The following is a 25,550-nucleotide window of genomic DNA, read 5'->3' as shown; positions in this document are numbered from 1 at the left end:
GTCCGTATATCGGTTTCGCATAAGGGAACGCGACAGTATCCGCCCCGGTTTCACGCGCTCTGGCGCTGCATCTCCAGTGCCTGGCGGGCGGCGAGCAGTGATTGAATCCAGCGCAGGATCCGCAGCGGATTTGCATCGCGCGGCAGTACATCCATGACGCCGCCGCAATCCAGCTCCGAAACCGCCACTTCGCGGCCGGGATCGACGATCAGCAGCGCCGGCGTGGCGATGCCGTAGTCACGGAAAAGTCGCAAGGTGCGGTAGCCGGCATCGCGCGGCATGTCGATGACGAGGCACAAGGCAGCGCCGTAGATGCGCGCGTCCTCGGCCGCTTGCGGCGTCCAGACTTCGAGGCCGCAGGCGCGAAAAATCGGCTCCAGACCGCCCTCGACGCCCGCCGTGATGAGACAGATTCCACGCATCGCCCGCACCCTTGCTTGCGGCTCGAATCGTCCGCCGGAAGGCCGTTTCGCACAATGCGGTGTTGTGCCTAGCCGTCCCGTTTCGGCACAATCGCCAACGTTGCGTGTTTGCGCGTACTTTCCTTTGTTGTGACTTATGACAAAGATGGAACGGCAGCATTCACCATTGGTAAGCCTTGCACACGGATTGGGTAGCGGCTCGGCGTCGCATGGCCTTCGCGCAGCAGTCGCGCCATTGAGAGATGCAAGAGGCTTGGCGATGAACACCGCACGTTCTGTATGCATTGTCGACAATGACGACGAGACCCGCGCGTCCCTGCGCCTGCTGCTCGAAGCGGCCGATTTCGCGGTGCGCGATTACGCCAACGCCGCCGACTTTCTCGGCGACGACGTGTTCGGTGCCGCCTGCGTTGTCGCCGACCTTGCCATTCCGGGAATGGACGGGCTGTCGCTCCAGCGCGAAGTGGCGCGCCGCCGCGGCGACCTTCCGGTGGTGATCGTCTCGCGCCAGAGCGAAGTGAACATGGCGGTCAGGGCGATGAAGGCGGGGGCGATCGATTTCCTCGAAAAGCCGGTGGAGAGCGATGCGCTGCTCGCCTCGATCCGCCGCGCCATCGTGATCGGCGAAGAGATCCGGGCCAGGAGTGCCGAGGTGCGTTCTGCCCGGCGGCTCCTGGCCCTGCTCACCCCCCGGGAGCGTCATGTGCTCGACGAACTGGTCGCCGGCAATTCCAACAAGACCGCGGCGCAAAATCTCGGCATCTCGCCGCGCACCGTCGAGGTCTATCGCGCCCAGATCATGAACAAGCTGAAGGCCGGCAGCCTTTCCGATCTGGTGCGCCTTACGATGACGGCCCGCCGGACCGTCAGCGGCAATTGAACGGCTAAAGGCCCCCTATGCCGAAACCGCCATCGGTCATCGCGCCATAGGCGCGCGGTTGCAGCCGGTTCATCGACTCGACGATTGCCAGACGGATGCTGTCGAACCGCTCGATTTCGCCCGCCAGATTGCCTTTACGGGCGAGTTCGGCGGCTTCGAACAACCAGCGGTCGGCGTGCAGCAGCGCCAATAGTGTCGCCAAGGCGACTTCGGCTTCGTCGCGCCGCCGGCCCGGATGCGTCGGCTTGCGGCGCGGTGCCGCCTTTCGCCGCTTCGTTGACGGTTTGCGCTTCTTCAACTTCTGGACCATTTTCAAGCTCCAGTCGCCTTCGTGACAAATGTTTTAGACGAGCGGGAGTGATCCGTATGCAGAGTGGCAGCGAACGGGGTGTTCGCATGAGCGAACACGTTCTGCGACGCCCCGTCCGGGGCCTGCCGGACTGGGAGGGCGCCCACCTTTTCCTGGAACTGGTGCGCCGCCGCAGCCTCCGCGCCACCGCCGAGCACCTGAACATCTCGGTGAATGCGCTCAGGTCGCGGATCGAGGATTTCGAGAAATCGCTCAACGCCAAACTCGTCACCCGCCATGTAGACGGCGTCCGCATGACCGCCGAGGGCGAGCGCGTGCATCGGCTGGTGGCCGAAATGGAGAAAACCTCGTTCGAGATGCTGCGCGTCTGCGAGCCGGCCCGACAGTCACTGACCGGCGAAGTCCGCCTGTCGGTCACCGAAGGGCTGGGTGCGGCGTGGGTCGGCAACCGGCTGGTGGAGTTCCAGCGCGACCATCGTGGCTTGCTCGTCGACGTCCACGCCACCATGCAGTCGAGCGACGTGTTACGGCTCGAGACCGACATCGCGGTGCAGATCACGCGGCCGACCGCCAAGGACCTCAAGGTCGTCAAGCTTGGCCGCATGCACCTGCACTTTTTCGCAGCGCCGGCCTATATCGCGCGCTACGGCGTGCCCAAGAGCATGGCTGATATCGCCAACCATCGGCTGGTCATCCAGAGCGACAGCGATGAGAACGCGCATCGGGTCTACAATCAGTTTTTCCCCGGCGTCGCACCCGAGACATTCATCGCCCAGCGCTCCAATGTCTCAAGCGTGCATTATTGGGCGGTGGCGCGCGGCACTGGCGTCGGTATGCTGCCGACCTATGTCTACGCCCTTGGGGCCGAGCTGGTGCCGATCGACCTGCCGATCCGCTATCACACCGACATCTGGATGACCTATCATGACAGCGCTTCCGACATTCCCCGCGTCCGTGCGCTGGCCGACTGGCTGGTGGAAGCGTTCAACCCCCGCCTCTATCCATGGTTTCGCGACGAATACATTCCCCCGCAGGAGTTGAAGGCGAAATTTCACGGCAAAGCCATGGCCAATCCGTTCGACATCGGCGTCGCGGACGACGGCCCGGCACCGCGTCGCAGGAACAAGCGCAGCGGTCCGTCTACGGACGACCACAACAATCAACCATAGGTTTAACGTTGCTGCGGTAAAATCTGAGTGCCGTTGTCAACTCCGACGCTACACGCTCTGAATGCGGGTGCAATTAGCATCCGCACACATTGCGGACGGGAGTCGGGATGTCGCCGAAAGCAGCCAACTCGATCGACGCCTATGTAGCGGGGCGGCTGCGCACGTACCGCAAACAACTCGGTTTCAGCCAGGCCGAGATCGCCAAACAGATCGGCGTCACGTTCCAGCAAATCCAGAAATACGAAGCCGGCCTCAACCGCATCGGCGCCGGACGGCTGTTTCAGCTTGCCTCCCTCTATGGCATCGGCGTGGAGGAGCTGTTCCCCAAGAGCGCCGGCACGGCCGAGGGCAGCAAGCGTGCTGAGAAGCTCGACGAAGTCGCCGGTTTCGCCTACAGCGCCGAAGGCTGGAAGCTGTGCGAAGGCTTCCTGCGCATCAAAGACCCTCGCCAACGCCGCATCATCGTGAGTTTGGTGCAGGAAATGGCTGGCGAATAAGCCCTACTCCACCGGCATCATGCCCGGCATCATGTTCATGTTGAGATGATACATGATCCACAGCGAGCCGACGACCAATATGCCGACGATCACCGCGGCGAATACGAAGGCGGCGTTGTTCCACAGCTGACTCGATCCGCGCTTCATGTGCAGGAAGCACTTCAGGTGCACGCATATCTGCACGATGCCGACGGCGACCACCGCCGGGATCAGCACCGCCGTTGGCGCCGCATGGGTCATCACGGCGGCGAACGGGATTGCCGTCAAAATCACCGACAGGACGAAGCCGACGAGGTATTCCTGGAGCGTCGGGTGCGCCGCGCCGCTGCCGTCGAAATCGTGGCCGTCTTCGAATTCATGCTTGTCGACGGGCTTGGTCATCATGCCGCTCCCATCAGATAGACGATGCTGAAAACGCCGATCCAGACGATATCGAGGAAATGCCAGAACAGGCTGAGCAGCAGCAGTCGCGTGCGGTTGACCGCCGTCAGGCCGCGCAGCGCAAGCTGGGCGAACATCACGCCCATCCAGACCAGGCCCGAGGTGACGTGCAGCCCGTGAGTGCCGACCAGGGTGAAGAAGCCCGAAAGGAACGCCGACCGATCCGGCCCCGACCCTTCGGCGATCAGCTTCGAGAACTCGTGCACCTCCATCGACACGAAACCGAGCCCGCAGAGGAAAGTCAGTCCCAGCCAAACGTAGACGGTGCGCAGGTTGCCGGCATTGGCTGCGATCATGGCGAGCCCATAGGTCAGGCTTGAAACGAGCAGCAATCCGGTTTCCACCGCCACGAACGAAAGGTCGAACAGATCGCGCCCAGCCGGTCCGCCGGCGAGATTGTCGCGCAGCACCACGAAGCCGGCGAAGATCGAGGCGAACAGCACGCAGTCGCTCATCAGATAGATCCAGAAGCCGAGCGGCGTCTTGGAATCCGGTCCGTGATCGTCGTGGGCGATCGGGAATTCGCGGGTTATGGCCGTCATTGCGCCACCTCCGGCACCTTGGCGTTGAAGTGAAGCGCTTCGGTCACGGCCACCGTCTCGGACGGTACGAACCAGTCGCGATGTTCGTCGAAGCTGTGCCAGATGCTGATCGCGATCATGGCGAGGAACGATCCCGCCGCCATCCACCAGATGTGCCAGGTCAGCGCGAAGCCGAGCCCGATCGACAGGACGCCGATGATGACGCCGGTGCCGGTGTTCTTCGGCATATGGATGCGGGCATAAGCGGGCTCAAGCTTGGGCGCCCTGCCCTCCTGCTTCATGGTCCAGAAGGCATCGATGCCCTTCACCGTCGGCACCGTGGCGAAATTGTAGAAGGCTGGCGGCGACGACGTCGCCCATTCGAGCGTGCGCCCGTTCCACGGATCGCCGGTGGTGTCCTTCAGCTTGTCGCGGCGGATGATGGAGAGCACCACCTGCACCACGGTGGCGGTGATGCCGATGCCGATCAGCACCGTGCCAATGACCGCAACGATCAGGTAGGCGTGCCAGATCGGATTGTCGACGTGGTCGAGCCGGCGCGTCATGCCCATCAGGCCGAGAGCGTAGATCGGCATGAAGGCGATGTAGAAGCCGACGAACCAGCACCAGAACGACACCTTGCCGAGGAAAGGATCGAGCCGGAAGCCGGTCGCCTTGGGGAACCAGTAATAGAAGCCGGCCATGACGCCGAACACCACGCCGCCGATGATGGCGTTATGGAAATGGGCGATCAGGAACAGCGAGTTGTGCAACACGAAATCGGCCGGCGGCACCGCCATGAGAACGCCGGTCATGCCGCCGATGGCAAAGGTGATGATGAAGCCGATGGTCCACAGCACCGGCACGTCGAGGCGGACGCGGCCGCGGAACATCGTGAACAGCCAGTTGAAGATCTTCACGCCGGTCGGGATGGAGATGATCATCGTCGTGATGCCGAAGAAGGCATTGACGTTGGCACCCGAGCCCATGGTGAAGAAGTGGTGCAACCAGACGATGAACGACAGCACGGTGATGCACATCGTGGCGTAGACCATCGACGTGTAGCCGAACAGCGGCTTGCCCGAGAACGTCGCCGTCACCTCGGAATAGATGCCGAAGCATGGGATGATCAGGATATAGACTTCGGGATGGCCCCACGCCCAGATCAGGTTGACGTACATCATCGGGTTGCCGCCGCCGTTGGGCGTGAAGAAATGCATGCCGAGGTAGCGGTCGAGGCCGAGCATGGCGAGCGTCACCGTCAGGATCGGGAACGCGGCGACGATCAGCATGTTGGCGCACAGCGTCGTCCAGGTGAAGACCGGCATGTGCATCAGCTTCATGCCCGGCGCACGCATCTTGAGAATGGTGGTGATGAAGTTCACGCCCGTCAGCAGCGTGCCGATGCCCGATATTTGCAGCGCCCAGATGTAATAGTCGACACCCACCCCCGGCGAGAACGGCAATTCCGACAACGGCGGATAAGCGAGCCAGCCGACATGGGCGAATTCGCCGATGGCAAGCGAGATGTTCACCAGCATGGCGCCGGCCGCCGTGAACCAGAAGCTCAGCGAATTGAGATACGGAAACGCCACGTCGCGGGCGCCGATCTGCAGCGGCATGACGATGTTCATCAGCCCGATCACGAACGGCATCGCCATGAAGAAGATCATGATGACGCCGTGCGCGGTGAAGATCTGGTCGAAATGGTCCGGCGGCAGGTATCCGGCCGCGCCGGCGGAGGCGACCGCCTGCTGGCCGCGCATCAGAAGCGCATCGGCGAAGCCGCGCAGCAGCATCACCAGGGCAAGCAGGATGTACATGATGCCGATCTTCTTGTGATCGACGCTCGTCAGCCACTCGGACCACAGCCATTTCCACAGCTTGAAATAGGTCACCGCGCCGAGCACGGCCAATCCCACCACCACCATGCCGGCGACCGCGCCCATGATGATGGGCTCGTGCAACGGAATGGCGTCGAGAGACAGCTTGCCGAACAGCACGCTTTCGTGAGCACTCATGGCATCAGCTCTTCGTTATGGGTTTGCCGGTCTTGGGATCGCACAGCGGGCCTTTGGGAACCGGGCCTTTGATGCGCGCCATGCTGACGGCGTCGTTGGTGCAGATGCCGCCGAGGGCACACTGGTTGAGGATGCGCTCGTACAGCCCCTTCTCCACCGTGCCGTAGACGGCGATGGCGTGCGTTCCCGGCGTCGCCAGGGTGCGATAGGCGCGGGTATCGAGCCCACCCGCGGTTTTGGCACGCGCCACCCAGGCCTTCAGCGCGTCGGCGTCCATGGCGCGGGCCTGGAAATTCATGTCGGCGAAGCCGCGGCCGGAATAGTTGGCGGAAATGCCGAGATAGCTGCCGGCGTGATCGGCCTTGAGGAACAGCTGCGATTGCATCCCGGGCATGGTGTAGATCTGGGTGCCGAGCTGCGGAATGAAAAACGCGTTCATCACCCCCGAACTGGTCAGCGAGAAATGCACCGGGCGGCCGACCGGCAGCGCCAGCTCGTTGACCGAGGCGACGCCGTATTCGGGATAAATGAACAGCCACTTCCAATCGAGCGACACCACCTGTACTTCCAGCGGCGCCTGATCGGAGGCGATCGGCCGGCGCGGATCGAGCGTGTGGGTGGAAATCCACGTCACGGTGCCGAGGATCAGGATGATCACCACTGGGATCGACCACACCACCGCTTCGATGGCCGTGGAGTGGCTCCAGTTCGGCGCATAGGTCGCCGCGGTGTTGGACGCGCGATACTTCCAGGCGAACGCCAGCACCATCACGATCACCGGCACCACGACCAGCAGCATCAAGCCGGTGGCGAGCAGGATGACGTCGCGCTCGGCAAGGCCGATCGGCCCTTTGGGGTCGAGAAGAACGGCATCGCAGCCGCTGAGAAGCGTCGCTGCGGCAGCCAGCATTGCGGCGCGCGCGGCGTGTGTGGCCCAACGGGACCGCTTGGATGTGGGTGACAAGCTCAAATCCCAGCCCGCGGCGGGTGGTGGAAACGCTCGTTCACGGCCTGCCGCTGCGGCCGGAGTGAGCCCGATTGCGGGCGCTGATCGTCTTTCAAATGAATTAAGAACAGTTTGCAGAATTTGAATCGACCCCGCTCTTTAGCATTGCTCTAAAGAGCGGCACCGAACTGTCGCAAGCAATCGGCCAAAATGTCGCAAAGCAATTGTCGGCGAAGGTTGGCCATCATTTCCCACTACGCCACTCAATTTATTGCCTCAGAAGTACGCAGTTTGGGCCTCGGAAGTGCACTTATCGGGCTCCACCTCGCATGTAAACGCTACGTCATACTCAAGTATTGGCATCGGATACCCTAGATATTCGCCGTCGTCCCGCCACTTCACAGTAAGGAGAATCAAGTTTGCTCAAAGACTTGGAAAATAATCTTACCAGTACGGCGTAAAACTTGCAGTTTTCATAACCTACTTTGGAGCGAGCCGCTCGGCGCGCAGATAATCTGTATACTCTACTTGCGGGTGCGTGGCGTCGCACGGACAGCACGCAAGGGTGAGTTTCGCGTCGCGCCAAGCAGCAGCGTGCATATGTGGTTGTTCAACCCTCCCGGCAGATGGAAGCTTGATGCGATCGAACGCGAACGCGGCACTCCACAAGATTCAAGGCGGCGAATATTTCGACGAGAGCGATCTCAAAACCATTCGTGCGCTGCTTCAGAACACGCAGCGGATCGGTGCAAGGACCGAATTTGTCCGGGAGGGATGGTCGACCTCGAATGTCCATATCCTTCTCGAAGGCGTAGCCTGCTGCTTCAAGCTCCTGCCGGACGGCAAGCGGGCGATCTTCGCTTATCATGTCCCGGGCGATTTCTGTGATCTCGCCGGCGCGATTTTCGGTCACCAGGACTATTCGGTAACGTCGCTCACGCCATGCGTCATCGCGGAAATTTCGGAGCGATCTATCGCCCATCTGATCCTGTCCGATCCGAAGATCATGCGGGCCCTCTGGCGGCGCACGCTGATCGACGCGCGGCTGTTGCGGGCGTGGCTGGTCTGCGCGGGCAAACGCTCGTCGGCTGAACATCTGGCGCATTTCATCTGCGAGTACGTGCAGCGGTTGAAGGATGTCGATTGTGCCGACGACGACAACTGCGCCTTTCCGATGACTCAGGAAGAACTCGCCGATACGCTCGGCATCACGCCGGTCCATGTCAGCCGGACCCTGCAGCTGCTGAAGGACGACGGCTACATCGAACTCAGGGGACGGGCGATCAGCATTCTCAATTTCAGCGAATTGAAGCGTTTCGCGCAATTTGATCCGGTTTATCTCGAAGTGCCCCCACAGTCCGGCGTCGCCGTCCAGACGGCCTGACGGCGCGAGAAATGGAGCCGCCATGCGTTTCTATTTCGACATCTGCGACGGCGAGCGCACGCTGGTGGACAATGAGGGCTACGACGTGTGCAGCATGCGCGTCCTGCACGAAACCGTCGTGCGCCTGTTGGGCGCGATCGCAGCGGAACTTCCGCCCAACAGCGACCGTCACGCCTTCTCGCTGGTCGTTCGCGATTGGCGCGGACGCGGCGTCATGACAGCCGAGTTCCGGCTCGACGTGCGCTGGTGCGACAGCGACGCCGACATCGGTCGCGATGCCGCCGCGGCCTGAACCGGCCTGACCGTCTCCGCTCACACGCGTTTGGCGCAAAGAAGCGCACGAGCCCATTGTCGCCCCTCGTTGCCCGGGGATTGCGGTTCCCTGAAAAATCGGCTGAGAACGTGTGGGGGGCGGAACGGTGGTTCATGAGCACGAATGACGATGCGACTCCGCAACCCTTCGATGGCGCCCAACGGCGGATCAACCGCACCCGCCTCGACAATCCGAAAGTCCTGAGCGCGCCGGTATGGGGCGAGCTGCGCGTTTTCCTCGCCGTCGCCAAGGCGAAATCGTTCAGCGGCGCTGCCGAAGAGCTGGGCATGTCGACTCCGACGGTCAGCCGGCAGGTGCGGCGGCTGCAGGATATCCTCGGCTCGCAGCTGTTCATCACCACCCAGAACAGCATCCGCCTGACGCCCAAGGGCCAGGAACTGGCGCATGTGCTGTCGACGCTGGATGAACGCCTGTTTTCCATTTCGCGCGACCTCGCCGCCGAGAACCGCAACGCCGAGGGTCACGTCCGCGTCAGTTGCACCGAGGCGCTGGCGGGATTGTTCGTGGCCCCCGCCCTCGCCGCCTTCAGCGCCCGCTATCCCGGCATCCACCTGCACATCCAGAACCCGTCCAACCTGACCAACTTCAAGGAGAACAGCACCGACATCATGGTGTCGTTCGCGCCCGAGGCCGGAGCGGTGACGGCCGAGCCATGCGGCTGGGTGCACTTCGTGCCGGTTGCCGGCCGCAGCTACATCGAACACTACGGGCTGCCGACGCGCAGCAATCTCGAATCCCACCGCTTCGTCGATACCGAGTACTACAAGGGCAAGACCGGCGTCTGGCAGCCGTGGCGGGCCGTGGTGGCGCGAGGCGAGCTGGCGCACGATTGCGACAACTCCTTCGCTTACGCCATCATGATCCGCGAGGGGCTGGGGATCGGACTGCTGGCGACCTATGCGCTGATCGAACCGACGCTGGTGCCGCTCGATCTTGACGTTCACGTCGCCTTGCGCATCCACCTGCTGGCGATGAACGACCGGCTGGAGTCGCGCCCGGTGCGGCTGGTCTACGAGTGGCTGGCCGAAGTGTTCGGGCCGCGCGCGCCGTGGTTCGGGTCGGAGTTCAATCTTTCCCGGTTGCCAAAAGAGACGCTAGAACGTCTGATTGAGGGCGTTCTTCCGGAGTCTGCGCCCGCACCTTGACGGCGGCGCGGATATCATCGGCGATATTGAGATAGAGATTGCCGATGTCCTCGCACAGATCGGCGACTTCGGGCAGCATCTTCTCCGAACCGTCGAGCAGGCGTTGGAAGGTGATTTCCTGGACCTGACTGATCCGCTTCAGGTAGGCGAGATCGGCTCCGCTGCGGCCGTCCTGCTCGTCGCTGGCTTTCGCGCCCATCCGCACGCCCCCTGAGGGCTGAGGACGCGGGATTGCGACCTGTGCGCCACAACCCCGCATGATGGCTGCCCCCCGCGCCACCGGTGTCAGTTCTGGACCCTCCAAGCCGCATTGGGCAGATGGAGAGTTTTGGTGGCAGGTTTCATTTTTGTAAGGGTGCGGCAGGACGGCCGCGGAGCACCCGCACAAAGAAAAACGGGGCAGATTTCTCCACCCCGTTTTCCGTTTTCGTACTTCGTACCGGATCAGCGCTTCGAGAACTGGAAGCTGCGGCGGGCCTTTGGCTTGCCGTACTTCTTGCGTTCGACCGCGCGCGGGTCGCGGGTGAGGAAGCCGCCCGGCTTCAGGATCGCCCGCAGCGCCGGCTCATAGTTCACGAGCGCACGCGACAGGCCGTGACGCACCGCACCGGCCTGGCCGGAGAGGCCGCCGCCGGTGACCGTCACGACGACGTCGAACTGGCCGTCGCGGTTGGCGGCGATCAGCGGCTGGCGCACGATCATGCGCAGCACCGGACGGGCGAAGTAGACCGTCTCGTCCTTGGCGTTGATGGTGATGAGGCCCTTGCCCGGCTTGATCCAGACGCGGGCGACGGCGTTCTTGCGGCGGCCGGTGGCATAGGAACGGCCCTTGGCGTCGCGCTTGCCGGCAGCCGGAGTGGCATCGGCCGAGCTGGTCGGCTTCGCCTTGATCAGCGTCGTTTTCAGATCGCTGAAGCTTTTGACATCTTCCGCCATGGTCAGGCCGCCTTCACGTGATGCTTGGTGTTCTTGGGATTGAGCTTGGCAACGTCGAGCGTCTCCGGCAGCTGCGCAGCATGGGGATGCTCGGCGCCAGCATAGACGCGCATGTTGGCCAGCTGGCGACGGCCGAGGGGGCCGCGCGGCAGCATGCGTTCCACCGCCTTTTCGACGACGCGTTCGGGATGGGCACTGCGCATGATCTCGCCCGCGGTCCGCTCCTTGATGCCGCCGATGTAGCCGGTGTGATGGTAATACACCTTCTTCTTCAGCTTCTGGCCGGTGAGGAGCACCTTGTCGGCGTTGACGATGATGACGTTGTCGCCGCAATCCATGTGCGGGGTATAGGTGGCTTTGTGCTTGCCACGCAGGCGGATCGCGACGAGAGCAGCAAGCCGGCCGACGACGAGACCGGTGCCGTCGATCACGACCCACTTCTTCTCGATCTCGGAGGCCTTCGCCGAGTAGGTGGTCATGGTGGAATTATCCTTTAAGCGGCGAACGCAAACGCAGGGTTTGCGCAGGAAGCCGCAGCCTTGAAAACAGAGGCGCGCGTATACGGGGAACAAACCGCCCGGTCAAGCCGAACCGGCCGTAAAAACGGGATATTTTGCACGCGGTACTATAATACCGCACTGATCAGCTCTCGTCCGCGGCGAACACGGTGAAGCCCAGGAGATGGTCGACCGCGCTCTCGTCGAAGCCGAGCGGCAGGTACACCGTCTCGCTGCGCAGCGGCAGTTTGAGGCCGAAATTGTCGACCATCCGGCACTTGAACAGCCACGGCTCGCCGCTTTCCACCACCAGGTCGTAAAACTGCTGGCGGTAGTTGGCCTGCATCACGCTGGCGACTTCGGGCTCGCTCATCCGCCGGCCCTGGAAATTCCAGCCGACCGCCGACACCGGCACGTCGCCGACGAAGCGGAATTCGTAATCGCGACCGCCTTCGATCACCCGGACGATGGAGGAATACTTGGCCAGCGCGCGCAACCCGCGCAGGGTTACCTGGTTACGTTCCGGAAAGCGGCCCGTGCCCTTGAGGCCTTCCCAATAATCGACACCCTTGCGGATCACTGTGCTCTCGGCCTCGTCGACCGGAAAGAACAGCGGCTTATCCAGGACTGCTGGTCTGCCGTAAGGCTGCACGCAATGACCCCGCCGATACTGCCGCCACTTTAGGCCGCGAGACTTAACGAGTTCTAATGTCTGCAAAAACACTACCTGTGCGGGACGAATGGTCGTGGTGCGGGGCGGCCGCGACCGGGGCTCTGACCCCAGGGTGTTAGCGACGCACACGCTCTCCCCACGATTGAACGCTCGCGTAAACTGATCATAGGATGCCGGCACGGACGATTTCATGCGGGGGGTATCATGGGTTTCGGGGAAGCCGTTTCGACCTGTTTTGGCAAATACGCCGACTTTCAGGGCCGGGCACGGCGTTCCGAGTACTGGTTCTTTGCCCTGTTCAATGCCCTGGCGCTAATTGGCGTTGCCATCATCGGCGCGGTGCTGGGCGCGCTCATTGCCGCCGGCACCGACGGCAAAGGCGGCGAGGTCATCCTCGGCGCGATCGTCATTCTGGTGGTGTTGTACTGGCTCGGGATGCTCCTGCCCACGCTGGCAGTGGCGGTCCGCCGCTTTCACGATCTCGGCGTCACCGGCTGGATGGTGTTGGTGTTCGCCGTCGGAGGGATGATCCCGTTCGTCGGCTTCCTGGCGTCGATCGGCCAGCTCGTCTGGTTCTGCATGCGCGGCACCGAAGGCGAGAACAACTACGGCCCCGACCCCTACGGCCCCGACGTGACGGCGGTCTTTTCCTGAACCGTACGTCCTACGTACTCCCCACAGCGGCATTTGGCGCCGTTTCGCGATCGGCGGTCGTTGGCGATGGTTTTCCGCCACCCCGCCGCCGGAAGACCATGGGCTTCGCTGCCGCCGTCGCCACCTGCCTGATTAAAGCCGCCGATTTTCGCGGCCGCGCCCGGCGCCGGGAGTTCTGGTCGTTCGCGGCGTTCTGGCTGGCAGTCGCGGTGGCCGCCGCCCTCGCCGTCGAAATTCCGCAGGGCCATTTCACCGCCGCGCTGGCGCTGCGGGCGCTCAAGGGCGCGCCGGTGCTGCTGATCCCCGTCGCCCTGTCGCTGCCGCTCGCCGCCGTCGCGGTGCGGCGCCTGCACGATGTCGGCTTGTCGGGATGGTGGCTGGTATCGGTGGCGGCGCCGGTGCCGGTGCTCGACCTCGTCATCGTCGGCGCCCAGGTGGTGTGCTTCGCCAAGGCCGGAACGCCCGGCGCCAACCGCTACGGCCCGGCGCCTAAATAACCGCCAGCGCGACCATCACCACCACCACCGGCGCAACCGTGATCGCGACCGGCCAGGGTGGGACCGGCGCCGGAGTCCACTCGCCGCAATGGCTGCAGCGCACCAGGCCTTTCTCGACCGGCAGTCCGCAGGCGCGACAGCGGACCGGCCCGTCATGCACCTCGTCGCGCGCGAGCAGCGGCGCCAGCGAGAACAGCACGAACCACATCAGGGCGTTGACTGCGCCGACGGCATACAGCGTCACTAGCCCGGCGGTGGTTTCGAGCTTGGGCCACTCGATCCCGAACACCTGGACGAGCGCGGCCACAACCATCGTGGCGGTGATGCACCAGAACCAGACTTGGCGGCGATTGCGCCAGCCGATCTGACCGGCGGTGACGGCGATGTAGGTGAGAAAGGTCGCGACCAGCCCGCGCTCCACTTCGTCGACCGAAGCGAACAGGAAGAACAGCGGCATCGCGGCAGCGATCGTCCAGCCGATGCGGCGGCGGACGTGGCGAAAGCGGTCACGCTTCTGACTGGGCATCTTCGCCCCCCTCGGACGAAGAGCTAACACTGGTTGGGCTGATTCGACCATCACAACCGTAAAACTATTTTTCGTGGCCCCCGCCTGCGCCCACCACAGGGTTGTGCGATCCGATCACCCTTAACGGGCGACGCGCATTTTTACGTCATCTTCACCGCTATGGGACTAATTCTACGGAAGCATCAACCGCCACCCGCATTGCGTGCCATGCCCAAAAACCTTGTTGCATCTGCACCGGCCGATTCCCGTTTCGCCCAGATCGCCGTGATTGCCATTGCCGCCGGCCTGTTCGGCGTCTGGGGCATGGCGCAATGGCTGTACAACGAACAGTTCCAGCAGTTCGCGATTTTCTTCTCGTTCACGCCGGTGAAGCTGGCCTGGACGCTGTCGCTGTTCAACATCGCCTATTTCATGCTGGCGATTCCGGCGGCGCTGTTTCATCGCCATTTCGGCTTCAAGCTCGGCTTGCTGCTGTCGCTGAGCCTGTTCGGCATCGGCGCCTTCCTGATGTACTTCGCCATCATCGCCAGCGGCGTTTTCTATTTCCTCGCCGCGATCGTGACCTTGGGTTCGGGCTGGGCGTTGCTGGAAACCTGCCTCAATCCGCTGGCGGTCGAAGCCGGCCTGCCGCAAACCGCGATCCTGCGACTCAATCTGGTGCAGGTGCTGAATGCCGTCGGCCTGGTGGCGGGCTGCTACCTGGCGCAAAAGCTGGCTGCCAGCCACTATTACCTGTCGAGCGGCGCAGTGGCGCAATCGACGGCGCATCCTTATGTCATCGTCGGCTTGGCCTCGCTGCTGCTGGCTTTCGTGATCGAGCAAATTCCGCTGCCCGCATCGACGACGGCGCGTGCGGGTCTGACCGGTTCCGGCAAGGAGTTGTCGTCGTTGTTGCGCGACAAGGGCGTGCTGCTCGCCGCGGCGGCGCTGGCGGCGTATTGCCTGACGCTGACGGTGGTGTGGAGCGCCACCTACCAGTACCGCATGCAGGAGCTTGGCGGCCGCGAGTTCGACATTTTCTTCAGCGTGTTTTTCTGGTTTTTCGTCGGACGCGTCCTGCTGGCGCCGCTGATGCGCTGGATCGCGCCGGTGCGACTGTTGATGGGATGCGCCATCGTCAGCCTCGCGGCCGTGGTGACGGCATTCGTCGTCGGCGGCATGACCGGCTGGATTTGCCTGTTGGTGATCAGCTGCCTGCTGTCGATCACCTATCCGACGGTGTTTGCCGCCACGATCGTCGGCCGCGGCACCGAAACCAAGCTGGTGACGGGCACGCTGGTGGCGGTTGCCGGGCTCGGCAGCGCCATCGGCCCCTTGTTCGTGACACCGGCGCTGAACGGCTGGCCGGTCCGCACCGAACTGCTGCTGGCAGCGCCGTTCGTGGCGATCATCCTCGTCTGGACGCTGTACGTGCGCCGGACCTGACACCCCCTTGGGCTTTGGCTGCATATCGCCTACATAGACGCATGAACGGTGCGCGATTTCCCGCGCCCGCGCCGTGGAATTGACCCGATGCCGACTTATCCCGACGACCTCATCAAATCGATCCTGCGGAACAACCGCTTCATCGCCATGGTGGGAGCCAGCGGCAACGAGATGCGGCCGAGCTACTTCGCGATGAAATACCTGCTCGACAAGGGGTTTCGCGTGCGTCCGGTCAATCCGGGCTTGGCCGGCAAGACCATCCTCGGCCAAGAGGTCTATGCCTCGCTGAAGGACGTGCCGGCGCCGATTGAGATCGTCGACATCTTCCGCGGCCCCGAATACGCCCCCGCCATCGTCAAGGAGGCGCTGGCAGAGCGCGAGCGCCTCGGCATCAAGGTGATCTGGATGCAGCTGACGGTAATCAACGAGGAAGCCGCCAAGCTGGCCGAAGACGCCGGTCTCACCGTCATCATGGACCGCTGCCCCAAGATCGAATACGGCCGTTTCTGCGGCGAGATCGGCTGGATGGGCATCAACCGCAAGCTGATCGACAACCGCAAGCCCAAGCTGTTTACGAAGGGCGGTTCGCTGATGGTGGACGAAAAGCGCGGCGCAAAAGCGGGCAGTTGATCCCCCCACCCCTGAGGGGTACAGCAGAAATCCGAGATTCAGCGGGACCTATCGCACCCCTCTGCCACGTCACAGGAGCGGCACATGGCTGACTATGGCTTCGACACTCTTTCCGTTCACGCGGGCGCGCAGCCCGATCCGGCGACGGGCGCCCGGGCGACGCCGATCTACCAGACCACCGCTTATGTGTTCGAGGATTCCGATCACGCCGCGGCGCTCTTCAATCTCCAGGTCTTCGGCAACATCTATTCGCGCATCATGAACCCCACCAATGCGGTGCTGGAGGAGCGCGTTGCGGCTTTGGAAGGCGGCCGGGCCGGTTTGGCGACGGCCTCGGGTCATGCGGCGCAGCTCATCGCGCTATTCACCCTGATGGCGCCGGGCAAGAACGTCGTCGCGGCGCGCCAGCTCTACGGCGGCACCATCACCCAGTTCGGCCAGTCGTTCCAGAAATTCGATTGGCATGTGAAGTGGGCCGACGCCACCAATCCCGAAACCTTCAAGGCCCAGATCGACGACAACACCCGCGCCGTCTACATCGAAAGCCTCGCCAATCCGGGCGGCGTGATTTCCGATATCGAAGCCATCGCCAAGATCGCCCATGACGCCGGCGTGCCGCTGGTGGTCGATAACACCCTGGCCTCGCCCTATCTCATCCGCCCGATCGAATGGGGCGCCGACGTGGTGCTGCATTCGGCGACGAAATTCCTCGGCGGCCATGGCAATTCGATGGGCGGCGTGATCGTCGATGCCGGCAAGTTCGATTACGGCAACGGCAAATTCCCGACCATCTCCGAACCCTGCCCGTCCTATCACGGCATGCGGATGTGGGAGACGTTCGGCGACATGGCCTATGCCATCACCTGCCGCGTCCTCGCGCTGCGCGATCTCGGCCCGTCGCTGTCGCCGCAGAACGCGTTCTACATCCTGCAGGGCGTCGAGACGCTCGGCCTGCGCATGCAGCGCCATTGCGACAACGCCCTGGCGGTCGCGCGCTGGCTGAAGGCCAATCCGAAAGTGGAGTGGGTGAACTACGCCGGGCTGGAGGACAATCCGTCCTACGCCCTGCACAAGCGCTATTGCCCCAAGGGCGCCGGCAGCGTTTTCACCTTCGGCGTCAAAGGCGGCTATGATGCCGGCCTCGGCCTCGTCAACAAGGTGCGGCTGTTCAGCCACCTCGCCAACATCGGCGATACCCGCAGCCTGATCATCCACCCGGCGTCCACCACCCACCGCCAGCTGTCGAGCGAAGACCGCGCCAAAGCCGGCGCCGGCGACGACGTCGTGCGCCTGTCGATTGGCATCGAAAGCGTGGAAGACATCATCGCCGATCTGCAGCAGGCGCTGGGGGAATAACAGGTTGTCATCCCCGGCCGAGGACCGCGAACGCGAGTGAGCGGAACGAGGGAAAGGGGACCCAGGTATTAACGCGCGTAAAGTGCTGAAAGTACCGCACAGAATTTCGTGCGCGTCGTTACAACCGTCTTGTCGAAAAAACCTGGGTCCCCTTCCCCTTCAGCCGCTACGCGGCTTCCGGCCACGGCTGTCCGGTTTAGATTCAGGCCCATTGGAGCACCAACTGGTCTGGGTTGATGGGCGGTGTTGGATCGTCGTCGATCAGCCGATCGATGCGGCGCCGGTGCATGAGATTGGCGCGGACGATGCGGGCAAAGGCGAGTGGGCTCGGGATGGCTTTTTGTGCCGCTTGCGCCAGTCGCAGCAGAATGAAGGCGATCAGGGCGACGGCGATCTGGATGCGGATGGCGTTTTCGCTGGTTCCCCAGAAGTGGCGGATTTTGAGGGTCTGCTTGATCCAGCGGAAGAACAGTTCGATGGCCCAACGCCGTTTGTAGAGATCGGCAATCTCTTGAGCGGTGGCGTCGAGGTCGTTGCAGAGGATGCGCAGGACCTTGCCGGTCTCGATCTTGACGCGTACTTCGCGGACGGCGTCCGACATGGGATTTTTGCGCGCCTTGCTTTGGCGCGGCGGCAAGAACCCAATACGGTCGGAGAGGATCGAGCCGCCCTCCGCCACCGGCAGTTCTTTCAGCAGATGGAGCGGGGTGTTCTTCTTGAACCGGGTCACGATGCGGCAACCGGCATCGCAAAGCTCGGCCCACCAGCGATAATCGTAATAGCCGAGATCGAACACATAGGTTGCCCCCGGCTCGATCGGCATGGCTTGCGCGGCTGTGATGTCATTCACATTGGCGGAGCTGATGGCGGCATAGATCGGCTGGTCGGCATCGGGATCGTAGACCACATGCAGCTTGGCGCCGCACACGCCGGTCGAGAACCGCGCCCACTGCGCACTGCGTTCATCAAGCCGAAGACCGGTGGAATCGATCAGATAGGTGGTGTCGGCCAAGGCCCGCCTGAGACCGCGATGGGCCTGGCCCATCATCAGCGCCAGAAGCTGCCCGAAGACCTCCGCCGGGCGAAGCCCATTGGCGTCGGCCAGCGTCGAGCGGCGCACCGGGCGGCTGCCCAGGTGATAAAGCCGGGATTGATGGCTCAAAAGCCCAGCTTCGATCTCGCGCAGGCTGGCGGCTTGCGCAAGCTGGCCATAGATCAGCGCGACAAACTGGCTCTTGGTGGAAAGTCGACGGACCCTGTGATCGGCGCCATGGGCTTGCACAAGTTGCTCGAACGCCGTCCACGGAACGCGCTTCAAAAGGTCATGAAGAACGCTATTGTGGTGCCGCATGGTGTTGATCCCTTCCGTGTCCAAGACGTCGCCAAACGCTTGGGAAACAGAAGAATCAATGCCATGCGCCTTGTCTACACTTTTAAACCGGACAGCCGTGGGTCGAGGCCGGCCATGACGAACTGTGGCAATCGCCCGTCCCGATCCATTAGAATAGTTCCATGACCAAGACTCGCACCGAGACCGACACGTTCGGTCCTATCGACGTCGATGCGTCCTCGTATTGGGGCGCCCAGGCGGAACGCTCGCGCAACAATTTCCGGATCGGCTGGGAGAAGCAGCCCGCCCCGGTGATCCGCGCCCTTGGCATCGTCAAGCGCGCCGCGGCCGAAACCAACATGGAGCTCGGCCGGCTCGATCCGGTCGTCGGCAAGGCGATCGTCGCGGCGGCCAACGAAGTCGTGGAGGGCAAACTCGACGCGCATTTCCCGCTCGTTGTCTGGCAGACCGGCTCGGGCACGCAGTCGAACATGAACGCCAACGAGGTGATCTCCAATCGCGCCATCGAGATGCTGGGCGGCGAGATGGGCTCGAAGACGCCGGTCCATCCCAACGACCACGTCAACATGAGCCAGTCGTCGAACGATACCTATCCGACAGCGATGCATATCGCGGCGGCGGAAGAGATCGTCTACCGGCTGATCCCGGCGCTGGAGAAACTGCGCAATGCGCTCGGCGACAAAGCGAATGCGTGGAAGGATATCGTCAAGATCGGGCGCACCCATACCCAGGACGCGACTCCCTTGACGCTGGGACAGGAATTTTCCGGCTACACCCAGCAGGTGGAAAACGGCGTCGCCCGCATCGAGCAGACCTTGCCGGCGCTGATGCAGCTCGCCCAGGGCGGCACCGCGGTCGGTACCGGGCTGAACGCGCCGATCGGGTTCGCCGAAACCGTCGCCGCCAAGATTGCCGCCATCACCGGCCTGCCCTTCACCTCGGCGCCCAACAAATTCGAAGCGCTGGCCGCGCACGACGCAATGGTGATGAGCCACGGCGCCATCAACACGGTGGCCGCATCGCTATTCAAGATCGCCAACGACATCCGCTTTCTGGGATCGGGGCCACGCTCGGGTTTGGGCGAACTCGCGCTGCCGGAGAACGAGCCGGGCTCCTCCATCATGCCGGGCAAGGTCAATCCGACCCAGTGCGAGGCGATGACCCAGGTGTGCGTGCAGATCTTCGGCAACAACGCGGCGCTGACCTTCGCCGGCAGCCAGGGCCATTTCGAACTCAACGTCTTCAATCCCGTCATGGCCTACAATTTCCTGCAGAGCGTGCGCCTGATGGCCGATGCGGCGGTGAGCTTCACCATCAACTGCGTCGCCGGAATCGAGCCGCGCCGCGACAACATCAAGGCCGGACTCGACCGCTCGTTGATGCTGGTGACGGCACTCGCGCCCAAGATCGGCTACGATGCCGCGGCGAAAATCGCCAAGACAGCCCATAAGAACAATACGACTTTGAAGGAGGAAGCGCTCAAGACCGGGCTCGTGACGGCGGAAGAATTCGACGCCATCGTGGTTCCCGCGGACATGATCGCGCCGAAATAGGCCTTGCCACGCAAACGTATCGTACCCACGCCGGACCACGGTCTCGTCGTCGAATATAACAACGCCTCGGGCGGCGTCTCGTTCTGGGAGAAGGACGACAACCACAGCCTCGCCGACCGCCGCGGCGTTTCCACCGCCGACTATATCCACGCCATGTACGGCTTCCTGCGCCAGGCCAAGTGCCGCGACGTCTTGATGGTCGGCTGCGGCGGCGGCACTCTTGCCACCATGCTGCGCCGGGTCGGCGTCAAGGTGACGATCGTCGATATCGACGGCCGCAGCTTCGAGATCGCCAAAACCTATTTCCATATGCCCGACGACGTCGACTGCGCCGTCGCCGACGGCGCCGATTTCCTGAAGCACACGACCCGCAGCTTCGATGCCGTCGTACTCGATGCCTATTGCGACAACGAGATGCCGCGCCATTTCCGCCGCCGCGCGTTCTTCAACTTGATCAAATCGCGCCTGAAGCCGCGCGGCGCCATCGTGCTCGCCAACGTCATCGTCCGCGACGACGACGACGCCACCCCGGACCAGCTGGCGCGGCTGATGCGGAACACATGGTCGCAGGTGCGCCTGCTCGACGCCGTCGGCCATGTCGGCCGTAACGCGGTGGCGCTGGCCGGTTCGGTGAAGACGCTGAAACGGCCGCGCCTGTTGATGCGCCCGACCTGCTACGCCAAGACGCTGGTGAAGGATCTCAAGACCCTCGACTTCCGCCCGGTGCGCGGCTGACACCGCAAGGATCGGGCTGCACCGCGCCCGCATTTGGGCTACGAACGCACCGGTTGCAGCAAACAGGTGCGCGATGACGACGATGGGACGGCTGGAGTGGACGCTGCTGGTCGTGCTGTCGATGTTCTGGGGCGCCTCGTTCTTTTTCTACAAGCTGTTGACGCCGCTGGGGCCGTTCACGGTCGTGCTGGGGCGGATGGGGATTGCGGCGGCGGTGATGGTTCCGGTGCTCTACGCCCGCGGCACGCGGCTGCCGCCGATGCGCTCGTGGGGGCCGTTCTTCCTGATGGCGCTGCTCAACTGCGTCGTGCCGTTCTCGCTGTTCGCGTTCAGCGAGCGCCACATCAGTTCGGGGCTGGCATCGATCATCAATGCGATGACGCCGATCTTCACCGTGCTGGTCGCCCATTTCTGGACCCGCAACGAGAAGCTCGCCTGGAACAAGGCGATCGGCGTCGGCTTCGGACTGGCGGGCGTCGTGCTGCTGATCGGGCCGGCGGCGCTGGCCGACATCACCAGCAAGAACGTGCTCGGTGAAGTCTGCTGCCTGCTCGCGACGGTGTCGTATGGCTTCTCGGGCGTCTACGCCAAGCGCTTCGCGACCACGCCGCTCGATCAGGTCGTTGCCCTGCAGCTCACCGCCGCGACGATCCTGGTCGCCCCGCTGGCGATCGGACTGGAACAGCCCTGGACGCTGCCGGCGCCCGGTTTCGCGGTTTGGGGCGCACTGGCCGGTATCGCGCTGATTTCAACGGTGGCCGCCTATCTCATCTGGTTCCACATTCTCGCCAAAGCCGGCGCCACCGCCATCTCGCTGGTAACCTTCCTGATTCCGATCAGCGGACTGTTTCTCGGCAGCGTTTTTCTTGGCGAGCACGTCGCGGCGATCGATCTGGCCGGCATGGCGGTGATTGCGCTCGGGCTTGCGGCCATCGATGGCCGGCCGGTTCGGTGGCTGGCGCGGGTTACGGCGTGACCGTCTGGTCGCCAAGCGGGTCGGGCGCGACGGCGGTGTTGGGATAATAAGTCGCGTTGCAGCGGGTCGCGGTCGACACGACGGCATCGGCGGCAATGGTCCCGCGCGCCAAGCCATCGCGGATGTTGGCGGCGCCGTCGATCACCTCCAGCGTATAGCGCTCGCGATCCTCGGTCGGATTCCGGCGCAAATGGGCCTCTTCGGCCTTGAGTGCGGCGGTGTCGAAATAGAGCCCCGACATGCCGCTGTCGCGGGCGCTTTCAGCGAGATAAGTGTAGAGCGTGGCGCATACGGTATCGCCATCGGGCGCCGCCGCCGCGGGCCCCGCCATCGCCAGCAACAGAAAAAGATAATGGCGCATGCTTCACCCTAGCGGCCCCGCCGCGGCGGCAGGAAAGGGGAATTTTCACGCCGCCGTGCTAGGCTGTGACTCGCCGATGCTGAAAAAACGCTCCTTCTCGCTCTCCCGCCACCGCACCAGTGTCGCCCTCGAAGACGAATTCTGGGGGGTGCTGGAGGCCGACGCCCGCGCCGGTGGCAAAAGCCTTGCCGCTGTGGTCGGGGAAATTGACGCCGGGAGAGGTATGCGTCCGCTGGCGAGCGCCCTGCGCCTGCACGCGCTTGCGGCGGCAAAACGGACCTCCTAGCCTGACACCCGCTATCCCGCGGGAGTTTGGCCATGCTGACGCTCTATCACGCCCCCAAATCGCGTTCGGGTTCGATCGTCTGGCTGCTCGAGGAGCTGGAGGCGCCCTATCAGATGCGTGTCGTCGACATTCGCCGCGCCGATGGCAGCGGTGCGGCCGACACCAGCAATCCCCATCCCCACGCCAAGGTGCCGGCGCTCGACCATGACGGCCATCGCGTCTTCGAGACCGCCGCCATCGCGCTCTATCTCACCGATCTGTTTCCGGAAAAGCACCTCGGCCCGGCGGTCGGCCATCCCTTGCGCGGCGAATACCTGTCCTGGCTCGCCTATCGCCCCGGCGTGCTTGAACCCGCCCTGCTGATGCGCCGGCTGAACGTTGCGCATGTCGCCGGCGCCATGGGCTGGGCCCCGGCCGACGAAGTGGAAGCATTCCTCAACCGCACGTTGGCCAGCCGCGACTATCTGTTGGGCGAGCGCTTTTCCGCGGCCGATATCGTGGTCGGCGGCGCCATCATTTACATGCTGGCGTTCAAGGTGATGAATGAAACGCCGGTCTTGAAGGCGTATACTGCCCGCCTCACCGCCCGCCCGGCGTACAAACGGGCCATGGAACCAGCATGAGCAACGTCGTCAATCTCCGCAACGCTCGCAAGGTGAAGGCGCGTCACGAGAAAGAAGTCGTCGCTGAAGCCAATCGGGCCAAGCACGGCATCGCCAAAAGCGCTCACCAGAAGGCCAAGGTCATGGCCGCCCACGCCGACAAGCGCCTGGAAGGCCACAAGCTCGACGAGTAGGCCCGCGGCAGAACAGGACGTGAACTTTCACGTCCCGCCTGCTAGAACGTCGGAATCATGATCGGCAATTACGAAGACCCGCTCGATTCCGCCTTCGGGCACGAACCCGCAACGCCTGCACCGGTGCGCGAACCGCCGTACCTGAAGGGCCTCAACGCCGAGCAGCGCGCCGCGGTGGAAGCGACCGACGGCCCGGTTCTGGTGCTGGCCGGCGCCGGCACCGGCAAGACGCGCGTGCTCACCACCCGCCTCGCCCACATCCTCTACATGCGCAAAGCCTGGCCGGGACAGATCCTGGCGGTGACCTTCACCAACAAGGCGGCCCGCGAGATGAAAGATCGCATCGGTTCGCTGATCGGCGGCGTCGTGGAAGGCATGCAGTGGCTGGGCACGTTCCATTCCATCGGCGCCCGCATGCTGCGCCGGCACGCCGAACTGGCGGGGCGCAAATCGAACTTCACCATCATCGACACCGACGACCAGCTGCGGCTGATGAAGCAGCTGCTTGAAGCCGAAGCAATCGACGACAAGCGCTGGCCGGCGCGGACGCTGGCGGCGATGATCGACGGCTGGAAAAACCGCGGCCTGCGCCCCGACGACGTGCCTGATGGCGAGGCACACGGCTTCGCCTTCGGCAAGGGCCGCACGCTTTACGCGATGTACCAGCAGCGGCTGCGGTCGCTGAATGCCTGCGATTTCGGCGATCTGTTGCTCGATACGCTGTCGATCCTGCGCGATCATCCCGACGTGCTCGCCGAGTACCGCGACCGCTTCCGCTACATCCTGGTCGACGAATACCAGGACACCAACGTGGTGCAGTATCTGTGGCTGAAGCTGCTCGGTGGCGGAAACGGGGGGGGCGGGCGCGGCAATGTCTGCGTCGTCGGCGACGACGACCAGTCGATTTACGGCTGGCGCGGCGCCGAGGTGGAAAACATCCTGCGCTTCGAACGCGATTTTCCCGGCGCCAAGGTGATCCGCCTCGAACACAATTACCGCTCGACGCCATCGATTCTGGGCGCTGCCTCGGGCCTGATCGAAGCCAACAAGGGCCGCCTCGGCAAGACGCTGTGGACCGACGGCGATGCCGGCGAGAAGATCAAGGTACAGGGCGTGTGGGACGCCGAAGAGGAAGCCCGCAACGTCTCGGCAGCGGCCGAAGACCTGCATCGCGGCGGCCATCTCTATTCCCAGATGGCGATCCTGGTGCGCGCCTCGTTCCAGATGCGCGAATTCGAAGACCGCTTCATCTCGCTGGGGTTGCCCTACAAGGTGATCGGCGGCCCGCGCTTTTACGAACGCGCCGAAATCCGCGATGCCATGGCCTATCTGCGCCTCACCGCCCAGGCCGACGACGATCTCGCCTTCGAGCGCATCGTCAACAAGCCCAAGCGCGGTATCGGCGATGCCAGCGTGCAGACGCTGCATACCTTCGCCCGCGCCCGGCAGTTGCCGCTGCTCGCCGCCGCGCGCGAGATCGTGGAAACCGACGAACTGCCGCCCAAAGCCAAGAAGGCGCTGAACGAGCTCGCCGCCAGTTTCCTGCGCTGGAGCGATGTTTCGCGTCATCTGCCGCACACGGAATTGGCCGAGATGATTTTGGATGAATCCGGCTACACCGACATGCTGAAGGCCGACAAATCGGCGGAAGCGCCGGGACGGCTGGATAACTTGAAGGAACTGGTGCGCTCGATGGAAGGCTTCGAATCGCTGGCGGCTTTTTTGGAGCACATTCAGCTGGTGATGGACGTCGAGCAGAACGACACCGAAGACCGGCTCAACCTGATGACGCTGCACGCCGCCAAGGGACTCGAATTCGACACCGTGTTCCTGCCCGGCTGGGAAGAGGGATTGTTTCCGAGCCAGCGCACCATGGATGAGAACGGCCTTGCCGGGCTCGAAGAAGAACGCCGGCTGGCCTATGTCGGCCTCACCCGCGCCAAAAAGCGGGCACGGATTTCGTTCGCCGCCAATCGGCGCGTGCACGGCTCCTGGCAAAGCGCGCTGCCCAGCCGCTTCATCAACGAATTGCCGGAAGAACACGTTGAAACCACCGTGGATGAAGGTTTTTACGGCGGCAACGCCGGCTTCCGCGACAACATGAGCGGCTTCGCTTCAACCTATGACAGCCCCGGCTGGAAGCGCGCCCAGGCCAACAAGGATGCCGGCTACCGCCGCACCAAGCCGCCGCTGATCGAAGCCCAGGCGTGGAGCGTGCAGACCAGCGA

At 63.5% G+C, this 25,550-nt stretch carries 31 protein-coding genes; 18 read left to right on the top strand and 13 right to left on the bottom strand.

The annotated features are described in order from the left end of the window. Positions 1 to 50: 50 nt before the first annotated feature. Entirely contained in the window at positions 51 to 422 is a 372-nt protein-coding gene (locus AC1P6P_RS01995) for a hypothetical protein (RefSeq protein ID WP_481400760.1), read from the bottom strand. 259 nt (positions 423 to 681) lie between these two features. Between AC1P6P_RS01995 and AC1P6P_RS01990 the strand changes: the two genes are divergently transcribed. Beyond that, complete coding sequence (locus tag AC1P6P_RS01990; protein WP_481400759.1) at positions 682 to 1,302, top strand: response regulator transcription factor; 621 nt, start codon at positions 682 to 684, stop codon at positions 1,300 to 1,302. A gap of 4 nt (positions 1,303 to 1,306) precedes the next feature. Here AC1P6P_RS01990 and AC1P6P_RS01985 read toward each other — a convergent pair whose 3' ends face one another. Continuing rightward, a complete protein-coding gene (locus AC1P6P_RS01985; protein ID WP_481400758.1) occupies positions 1,307 to 1,612 on the bottom strand; it encodes a hypothetical protein in 306 nt (101 codons plus the stop codon). Positions 1,613 to 1,698: 86 nt separating this feature from the next. On the opposite strand from AC1P6P_RS01985, the gene AC1P6P_RS01980 reads away from it, so the two are divergent. Both AC1P6P_RS01980 and AC1P6P_RS01975 read left to right on the top strand, forming a co-directional pair. Beyond that, positions 1,699 to 2,781 (top strand): LysR family transcriptional regulator, encoded by a 1,083-nt coding sequence (locus tag AC1P6P_RS01980; protein WP_481400757.1) that lies wholly within the window; start codon positions 1,699 to 1,701, stop codon positions 2,779 to 2,781. A gap of 107 nt (positions 2,782 to 2,888) precedes the next feature. Next, on the top strand, positions 2,889 to 3,278 hold the full coding sequence (locus AC1P6P_RS01975) for a helix-turn-helix domain-containing protein (protein WP_481400756.1): 390 nt from the start codon (positions 2,889 to 2,891) through the stop codon (positions 3,276 to 3,278). A 3-nt stretch (positions 3,279 to 3,281) separates the two neighbouring features. On the opposite strand, the gene cyoD is transcribed toward AC1P6P_RS01975, so the two are convergent. The 4 genes from cyoD to cyoA are packed head-to-tail and all read right to left on the bottom strand — an operon-like array spanning position 3,282 to position 7,171. Next, positions 3,282 to 3,662 carry a cytochrome o ubiquinol oxidase subunit IV gene (gene cyoD, locus AC1P6P_RS01970; RefSeq protein WP_481400755.1) on the bottom strand — a complete coding sequence of 127 codons (381 nt, stop codon included), beginning with the start codon at positions 3,660 to 3,662 and terminating at the stop codon, positions 3,282 to 3,284. Next, entirely contained in the window at positions 3,659 to 4,261 is a 603-nt protein-coding gene (gene cyoC / locus AC1P6P_RS01965; protein ID WP_481400754.1) for a cytochrome o ubiquinol oxidase subunit III, read from the bottom strand. The genes cyoD and cyoC overlap by 4 nt, the downstream gene beginning before the upstream one ends. Further along, positions 4,258 to 6,240, bottom strand: a complete 1,983-nt coding sequence (cyoB, locus tag AC1P6P_RS01960; protein ID WP_481400777.1) for a cytochrome o ubiquinol oxidase subunit I — start codon at positions 6,238 to 6,240, stop codon at positions 4,258 to 4,260. Before cyoB ends, cyoC begins: the two co-directional genes overlap by 4 nt. A 25-nt stretch (positions 6,241 to 6,265) precedes the next feature. Continuing rightward, positions 6,266 to 7,171: a ubiquinol oxidase subunit II gene (gene cyoA / locus AC1P6P_RS01955; RefSeq protein ID WP_481400753.1), complete on the bottom strand. Its 906-nt coding sequence runs from the start codon at positions 7,169 to 7,171 to the stop codon at positions 6,266 to 6,268. Between the two features lie 601 nt (positions 7,172 to 7,772). On the opposite strand from cyoA, the gene AC1P6P_RS01950 reads away from it, so the two are divergent. The 3 genes from AC1P6P_RS01950 to AC1P6P_RS01940 all read left to right on the top strand — a co-directional run bounded on the left by AC1P6P_RS01950 (position 7,773) and on the right by AC1P6P_RS01940 (position 10,070). Beyond that, positions 7,773 to 8,591 carry a Crp/Fnr family transcriptional regulator gene (locus AC1P6P_RS01950; RefSeq protein WP_481400752.1) on the top strand — a complete coding sequence of 273 codons (819 nt, stop codon included), beginning with the start codon at positions 7,773 to 7,775 and terminating at the stop codon, positions 8,589 to 8,591. A gap of 22 nt (positions 8,592 to 8,613) precedes the next feature. After that, the gene (locus AC1P6P_RS01945) at positions 8,614 to 8,883 is read left to right on the top strand and encodes a DUF6894 family protein (RefSeq protein ID WP_481400751.1); all 270 of its coding nucleotides are present in this window, start codon (positions 8,614 to 8,616) and stop codon (positions 8,881 to 8,883) included. A 134-nt stretch (positions 8,884 to 9,017) separates the two neighbouring features. Beyond that, the gene (locus AC1P6P_RS01940; RefSeq protein WP_481400750.1) at positions 9,018 to 10,070 is read left to right on the top strand and encodes a LysR family transcriptional regulator; all 1,053 of its coding nucleotides are present in this window, start codon (positions 9,018 to 9,020) and stop codon (positions 10,068 to 10,070) included. On the opposite strand, the gene AC1P6P_RS01935 is transcribed toward AC1P6P_RS01940, so the two are convergent. The 4 genes from AC1P6P_RS01935 to AC1P6P_RS01920 form a co-directional block, all read right to left on the bottom strand. Then, positions 9,991 to 10,269 (bottom strand): hypothetical protein, encoded by a 279-nt coding sequence (locus AC1P6P_RS01935; protein WP_481400749.1) that lies wholly within the window; start codon positions 10,267 to 10,269, stop codon positions 9,991 to 9,993. The genes AC1P6P_RS01940 and AC1P6P_RS01935 overlap by 80 nt on opposite strands. 245 nt (positions 10,270 to 10,514) lie before the next feature. Then, positions 10,515 to 11,006, bottom strand: a complete 492-nt coding sequence (rpsI, locus tag AC1P6P_RS01930) for a 30S ribosomal protein S9 (protein ID WP_481400748.1) — start codon at positions 11,004 to 11,006, stop codon at positions 10,515 to 10,517. A gap of 2 nt (positions 11,007 to 11,008) precedes the next feature. Next, entirely contained in the window at positions 11,009 to 11,485 is a 477-nt protein-coding gene (gene rplM, locus AC1P6P_RS01925; RefSeq protein ID WP_481400747.1) for a 50S ribosomal protein L13, read from the bottom strand. Positions 11,486 to 11,648: 163 nt separating this feature from the next. Further along, complete coding sequence (locus tag AC1P6P_RS01920; protein WP_481400746.1) at positions 11,649 to 12,155, bottom strand: PAS domain-containing protein; 507 nt, start codon at positions 12,153 to 12,155, stop codon at positions 11,649 to 11,651. A gap of 225 nt (positions 12,156 to 12,380) precedes the next feature. On the opposite strand from AC1P6P_RS01920, the gene AC1P6P_RS01915 reads away from it, so the two are divergent. Both AC1P6P_RS01915 and AC1P6P_RS01910 read left to right on the top strand, forming a co-directional pair. Next, positions 12,381 to 12,830: a DUF805 domain-containing protein gene (locus AC1P6P_RS01915; protein ID WP_481400745.1), complete on the top strand. Its 450-nt coding sequence runs from the start codon at positions 12,381 to 12,383 to the stop codon at positions 12,828 to 12,830. Between the two features lie 98 nt (positions 12,831 to 12,928). Then, positions 12,929 to 13,327 carry a DUF805 domain-containing protein gene (locus tag AC1P6P_RS01910; RefSeq protein WP_481400744.1) on the top strand — a complete coding sequence of 133 codons (399 nt, stop codon included), beginning with the start codon at positions 12,929 to 12,931 and terminating at the stop codon, positions 13,325 to 13,327. On the opposite strand, the gene AC1P6P_RS01905 is transcribed toward AC1P6P_RS01910, so the two are convergent. Next, entirely contained in the window at positions 13,320 to 13,853 is a 534-nt protein-coding gene (locus AC1P6P_RS01905) for a hypothetical protein (RefSeq protein ID WP_481400743.1), read from the bottom strand. The genes AC1P6P_RS01910 and AC1P6P_RS01905 overlap by 8 nt on opposite strands. 207 nt (positions 13,854 to 14,060) lie before the next feature. Between AC1P6P_RS01905 and AC1P6P_RS01900 the strand changes: the two genes are divergently transcribed. The 3 genes from AC1P6P_RS01900 to AC1P6P_RS01890 all read left to right on the top strand — a co-directional run bounded on the left by AC1P6P_RS01900 (position 14,061) and on the right by AC1P6P_RS01890 (position 17,264). After that, complete coding sequence (locus AC1P6P_RS01900; protein WP_481400742.1) at positions 14,061 to 15,278, top strand: MFS transporter; 1,218 nt, start codon at positions 14,061 to 14,063, stop codon at positions 15,276 to 15,278. 87 nt (positions 15,279 to 15,365) lie between these two features. After that, positions 15,366 to 15,908, top strand: coding sequence for a CoA-binding protein (locus AC1P6P_RS01895; protein WP_481400741.1), 543 nt, complete (start codon positions 15,366 to 15,368; stop codon positions 15,906 to 15,908). An 84-nt stretch (positions 15,909 to 15,992) separates the two neighbouring features. Continuing rightward, complete coding sequence (locus AC1P6P_RS01890) at positions 15,993 to 17,264, top strand: O-acetylhomoserine aminocarboxypropyltransferase (protein WP_481400740.1); 1,272 nt, start codon at positions 15,993 to 15,995, stop codon at positions 17,262 to 17,264. Between the two features lie 202 nt (positions 17,265 to 17,466). Here AC1P6P_RS01890 and AC1P6P_RS01885 read toward each other — a convergent pair whose 3' ends face one another. Then, positions 17,467 to 18,615, bottom strand: a complete 1,149-nt coding sequence (locus tag AC1P6P_RS01885) for an IS4 family transposase (RefSeq protein ID WP_481400739.1) — start codon at positions 18,613 to 18,615, stop codon at positions 17,467 to 17,469. Positions 18,616 to 18,776: 161 nt separating this feature from the next. Here AC1P6P_RS01885 and fumC point away from each other — a divergent pair, with 161 nt between their 5' ends. From fumC to AC1P6P_RS01870, 3 genes are all read left to right on the top strand, one after another. Next, complete coding sequence (fumC, locus tag AC1P6P_RS01880) at positions 18,777 to 20,168, top strand: class II fumarate hydratase (RefSeq protein ID WP_481400738.1); 1,392 nt, start codon at positions 18,777 to 18,779, stop codon at positions 20,166 to 20,168. A 3-nt stretch (positions 20,169 to 20,171) separates the two neighbouring features. Then, complete coding sequence (locus AC1P6P_RS01875) at positions 20,172 to 20,903, top strand: spermidine synthase (protein WP_481400737.1); 732 nt, start codon at positions 20,172 to 20,174, stop codon at positions 20,901 to 20,903. Between the two features lie 73 nt (positions 20,904 to 20,976). Next, on the top strand, positions 20,977 to 21,879 hold the full coding sequence (locus AC1P6P_RS01870; RefSeq protein ID WP_481400736.1) for a DMT family transporter: 903 nt from the start codon (positions 20,977 to 20,979) through the stop codon (positions 21,877 to 21,879). On the opposite strand, the gene AC1P6P_RS01865 is transcribed toward AC1P6P_RS01870, so the two are convergent. Then, on the bottom strand, positions 21,869 to 22,240 hold the full coding sequence (locus tag AC1P6P_RS01865; protein WP_481400735.1) for a hypothetical protein: 372 nt from the start codon (positions 22,238 to 22,240) through the stop codon (positions 21,869 to 21,871). The genes AC1P6P_RS01870 and AC1P6P_RS01865 overlap by 11 nt on opposite strands. 76 nt (positions 22,241 to 22,316) lie before the next feature. Between AC1P6P_RS01865 and AC1P6P_RS01860 the strand changes: the two genes are divergently transcribed. The 4 genes from AC1P6P_RS01860 to AC1P6P_RS01845 form a co-directional block, all read left to right on the top strand. Continuing rightward, positions 22,317 to 22,526, top strand: a complete 210-nt coding sequence (locus AC1P6P_RS01860) for a ribbon-helix-helix domain-containing protein (protein ID WP_481400734.1) — start codon at positions 22,317 to 22,319, stop codon at positions 22,524 to 22,526. A 32-nt stretch (positions 22,527 to 22,558) separates the two neighbouring features. Continuing rightward, entirely contained in the window at positions 22,559 to 23,149 is a 591-nt protein-coding gene (locus tag AC1P6P_RS01855; protein ID WP_481400733.1) for a glutathione S-transferase family protein, read from the top strand. Then, entirely contained in the window at positions 23,146 to 23,322 is a 177-nt protein-coding gene (locus AC1P6P_RS01850; RefSeq protein WP_481400732.1) for a DUF4169 family protein, read from the top strand. The genes AC1P6P_RS01855 and AC1P6P_RS01850 overlap by 4 nt, the downstream gene beginning before the upstream one ends. A 57-nt stretch (positions 23,323 to 23,379) precedes the next feature. Continuing rightward, positions 23,380 to 25,550 (top strand): ATP-dependent helicase (locus tag AC1P6P_RS01845; protein ID WP_481400731.1); only part of this gene is annotated, 2,171 nt, incomplete at its 3' end.

The sequence above is a fragment of the Rhizomicrobium sp. genome (genome assembly GCF_056722145.1).
This window is presented reverse-complemented; position numbering and strand designations above follow the sequence as displayed.